Genomic DNA, 4,013 nt, shown 5'->3' on the forward strand with positions numbered 1-4,013 from the left:
TACGGTCCGCCCGGGGATTGCTGCGGATTCAGGTGGGGCCGCGGGCCCGGCGCAGCCCGCGCCTCATCAAGCGGAGCCGGCGCAGCCCATGGCGGCAAACAGCGCCGGCGGGCGCACCACGGCCGCGCGGCTGCACCCGGAGTACGGCGATCCTCGGCTCGCCGCTCCCCCAGCACGCTCCGTGAGCGCGCTGGGCGATGCGGCGCGGTTCGAGACGGAGTTCCGCACCCGGTGGCGAGCGTTCCGCGACAGCATACAGCACGACATAGATCGCGAGCGGCTCGCCGCCGACTGGACGTGGAAAGACCCGACCGGGCGCGCGTGGGGCGTGCGGAACGGCGAGCTGTTCATCGATGGTCAGCGCACCATCGCCATGGAGATGTACGGCGAGCGCGACCAGGCCCGCGCCGCGCGGATGCAGGCTACGGCCCGCCGCGAGATCGGTCGGCAGGCCGAGGACATCGAGCGGGACCGCTACCTCCAGCGAAACCGCGCTCCCCGCTCCCGCCCCAGCCGGGATCGCGGCGAAGCTCGCCCCTGATCACGGGTAGGGCGTAGGCCATGGGAGGCGGAGCCCACCAGGAGTCACTTATCCAACACCGGACATCATGCCGCACGGTGCGTACAAGGAGCCGCTCTATCGGAAGGTGAATACCCAGACACACCGGGTGCACCACGACGTGGGCGGCAACTATCGGACGGGGCGGAAGGCGGGAGGATCCGACGCCAGCCGGGGCGCCATGCACGGCAAGAGCCGGCGGGGACTCGACTACACGCCGCTGTTCAGGTTCCTGCTCTCCAGGGTAGGCTCGGAGTGGGACAGCGTCTACAGCGAGGCGGTCGCGCGGCTCGATCGTGCCGATCCCATCTTCTGGCTCGTCGCGCGGCATGAGCACGAGCGACAGGAGAAGGTGCGCGTAGGCGAATCCAGCTACTACAGCGGCCTGTACATCGACGACGCCGGGATCCTGCAGCTCGTCAATCCCGACCTCCGGGCGCGAGACCTCGTCCCGGATTGTACGTGCTGCACGCACACGTTGAACGGCGTGCGCTTCGGCTCCCGGCCGTAGCCTTTTCGCGTCGGCGCGTCAGCGTTCCTGCAGAAGGATCGTGACGTCCTTGGAGTATCCCGTCGCCCGCAGCTGCAGGGGTCCATTGATGCCGCCGACGGTCGTGTACTTGCCCGCGAACGTGCCCTGGACGGCGCGGCCTTCGAAGGTCATTCCGCTGAACGTCAGGCTGAGCTGCGGACGCTGGAAGGTTCCGGTCACCGTGATGGGCACCGCCGCGGCCGCCGCCGTCTCCTTCATGGTGCCGCTCCCCGACACGGCGTCTCCCGTACCCTGCTGCAGCTGGAAGTCCAGCGTGAGCGTCGGCGACGATCCGGTCCACGGGCCGGCGACGGATGACAGCGCCGCTTCGATTTCCTTCTCGATGTCCTCGCCCGTCGGCAGGCAGGCTCCGGCGGCGAGCGCAATGACGAGCAGGGGGATGATTCGCGAGAAACGCATCGAGTACCTCCAGAGGGGGAGCGGGAACCTGCGCGGGGCAGCGCATCTTAGCCGCGCGGGCCGCTCCGGACAAGAAACACAGATTTCAGGATGCGGCGACGCGAAAGGACCGCGCGCCGCCACCTCGTGCGTGGATGGAGGCCCGCGGCCTCGCTCTCCTACGCCCGGGGCGCCTGGAGAACGAGGGTGTTGTGGAACGCCGTGATGGCCCAGCGGTCCCCCTCACGGACGACCACGGCCGTGATCCGGGACTCGTTGGTGCCTAGCAACGGGCCGGAGGGAGCATCCAGGCTCGCCGACGCCGTGGCCACGATGCATCCGGGCACCACCTCGCGGGCCGAGGTCACCTGATAACTGACGGTGCTCCCCTTGTAGATCGTGTCGAAGATGTGCTGATGACCCCGGCCCATGGCCACTCCGTCGCCGTGATGGTGGGCGCCGCGAATGTCCACGAAGTCGGTCACGTCGGCGAAGGGCTTGCCGAAGGCCGCGCCGTCGGCGGCGTTCCAGGCCGTTTCCAGCTGCGCGAACAGCTCGGTGGCGATCGCGGTGGGATCAGTGGTCATGAGTTCCTCCCTCGGTCGGGGTGAGCAGTGATCGGGTGAAGACCCGGAGCAGGCGTTCTTGGAGCTCCGCGGGGGTCCATCCACGGTTCTCCAGCAACTCGTACGTCGTGGATGCGCTCACGACGGCGGTTACGAAATCGGTGGCGGTGGCAACGGTCCACGCGGGCTGCAGCCGCCCTTCGGCCTCGAGCCGGGTCATCACGAGGCGGATGAGCTGGTCGCGGCCCCGGGTGCGCTGGCCGAAGGCCTTCATCAGCTCCGGATCGGTGGAGCGCGCGAACTCCACCGCCCTGTACTCGCGCAGCACCCTGGGGGTGAACGCGACGTGAAAGGCCAGGAGCGCGGCGAGTGCGTCCACGCCCGTGGCAGCCTCGAGGATGGGAAGGCTCAGGCGGTCCGCATCGAGCTTCGCACGGGCATGGTCCGCCACGGCCACGAGCAGGTCTGCCCGGGTGGGGAAGTGCGCATACAGCGTCTGGCGCGACACCTTCGCCTCCCGTGCGAGACGGTCATAGGTGAACCCGGCCCCGGCTTCGGTGCCCAGCAGCGCCACGACGGCCTCCAGGATCTTCTCTCGCGCATTCATTGGACACAATGTAGGGATATTCTCGAACGTGCCAAGTTCCCGCCGCCGCCTTCGACGCACGGGGGGACGGTGATCGGCTCTCGCCGCTACCGGCCCAGGCTCCTGATCTCCTGGGCCTTCGCGCGGCTCACGGGCACGCGGGCGCCGTCCATCAGCTCGGCTTCCAGGTTTCCGCGGGCGTCGCGGCGGAACGCGCGCACCTGGTCCAGGTTCACGATGTGCGTGCGATGAACCCGCACGAAGCGGCGCGGGTCCAGCCGGGCCTCCAGGCGGCTCAGCGAGAGATGGAGCAGGTGCTTGGCAGTCCCCGTGTGCGCGGTTACGTAGTCGCCGCTGGCCTCGAACCACGATACACGCTCCACGGGAAGGGGGACGAGCGTTCCGCCGACCCGCACGAAGAGCCGGCTGATGGGACCGCCCGCGAGCGCGCCGCTCAGCCGCTCGAAGGTGTCGGCCGGGGCGGGCTCGCCGAGCGCGGTGCGTACGCGCTCCATGGCGCCGGCCAGCCGCGATGGACCGAACGGCTTCAGCAGGTAGTCCACGGCGCCGAGTTCGAACGCGGTCACCGCGTGCTCGGAGAACGCCGTGGTGAAGATGACGAACGGCGGGCGCTCCAACCTGCGCAGCACGTCCGTCCCCAGCAGCCCCGGCATCTGCACGTCCAGAAAGACGAGTTCCGGGCGCAGCGCCTGGATCTGCGTGACCGCCGATACTCCGTCTGCCGCCTCCCCAATCACCTGCACCCAATCGAACGCGCTGAGCATGGCGCGCAGCCCCGCGCGCGCCACCGGCTCGTCGTCCGCGACGAACGCCGTCACCTTCACGCGTTCCTCCCGCGGTGCCGCGGCACGACGAGCACCGCCTCGTATCCCCCGTCCGCGGCTGGGCCGCACGCCAGCCTCGCCGCGCCGCCGTAGAGCACCGCCAGCCGCTCACGCAGCCGCGCCAGCCCCGTTCCCGTCCCGGCGCCGGACGCGGGCGCGGGCTTGTCATCGCCTGAATTGCGGACCGAGAGCGTCAGCTCGGACGCGGTGGCGGCGGCGGTGATTGCGATCTCCGTCGCCGCCACGCGCGGCGCCGCGCCATGGCGGACGGCGTTCTCCACCAGGGTCTGCAGCGCGAACGCGGGGACGCGCTCGTCGAGTAGATCATCCGGCATGTCCGCACGAACGATCAGCCGCTCGCCGAAGCGGATGCGCTCCACGGCCAGGTAGCGGTCCACGAATCCCCATTCGTCGCCGAGCGTCACCTCGTCGCGCTGCTCCTCCAGCGTCGCTCGCAGCAGGTCGGCGACGAGTTCCGCCGCCTCCATCGCGCGTTCAGGATCGACGGGGATGAGCTGCACCACCG

Annotated in this window: 7 protein-coding genes; 2 read left to right on the forward strand and 5 right to left on the reverse strand. The window is 69.8% G+C overall.

Features of this window, described 5'->3' with window-relative positions; all coding sequences use genetic code 11:
- Both VIB55_RS13560 and VIB55_RS13565 read left to right on the forward strand, forming a co-directional pair.
- The coding region (locus tag VIB55_RS13560; RefSeq protein WP_331877188.1) for a hypothetical protein at positions 1-541 on the forward strand (541 nt) is incomplete at its 5' end.
- A 67-nt stretch (positions 542-608) separates the two neighbouring features.
- Positions 609-1,070: a hypothetical protein gene (locus VIB55_RS13565; RefSeq protein ID WP_331877189.1), complete on the forward strand. Its 462-nt coding sequence runs from the start codon at positions 609-611 to the stop codon at positions 1,068-1,070.
- An 18-nt stretch (positions 1,071-1,088) separates the two neighbouring features.
- On the opposite strand, the gene VIB55_RS13570 is transcribed toward VIB55_RS13565, so the two are convergent.
- From VIB55_RS13570 to VIB55_RS13590, 5 genes are all read right to left on the reverse strand, one after another.
- Complete coding sequence (locus tag VIB55_RS13570; RefSeq protein ID WP_331877190.1) at positions 1,089-1,511, reverse strand: hypothetical protein; 423 nt, start codon at positions 1,509-1,511, stop codon at positions 1,089-1,091.
- 158 nt (positions 1,512-1,669) lie between these two features.
- Positions 1,670-2,077 carry an SgcJ/EcaC family oxidoreductase gene (locus VIB55_RS13575; RefSeq protein ID WP_331877191.1) on the reverse strand — a complete coding sequence of 136 codons (408 nt, stop codon included), beginning with the start codon at positions 2,075-2,077 and terminating at the stop codon, positions 1,670-1,672.
- On the reverse strand, positions 2,067-2,663 hold the full coding sequence (locus VIB55_RS13580; protein ID WP_331877192.1) for a TetR/AcrR family transcriptional regulator: 597 nt from the start codon (positions 2,661-2,663) through the stop codon (positions 2,067-2,069). The genes VIB55_RS13575 and VIB55_RS13580 overlap by 11 nt, the downstream gene beginning before the upstream one ends.
- A gap of 86 nt (positions 2,664-2,749) precedes the next feature.
- Positions 2,750-3,487: a LytTR family DNA-binding domain-containing protein gene (locus VIB55_RS13585; RefSeq protein ID WP_331877193.1), complete on the reverse strand. Its 738-nt coding sequence runs from the start codon at positions 3,485-3,487 to the stop codon at positions 2,750-2,752.
- A partial coding sequence (locus tag VIB55_RS13590) for a sensor histidine kinase (protein ID WP_331877194.1) occupies positions 3,484-4,013 on the reverse strand: 530 nt, incomplete at its 5' end. The genes VIB55_RS13590 and VIB55_RS13585, both read right to left, overlap by 4 nt.

This window comes from Longimicrobium sp. (genome assembly GCF_036554565.1).
Classification (GTDB): domain Bacteria; phylum Gemmatimonadota; class Gemmatimonadetes; order Longimicrobiales; family Longimicrobiaceae; genus Longimicrobium.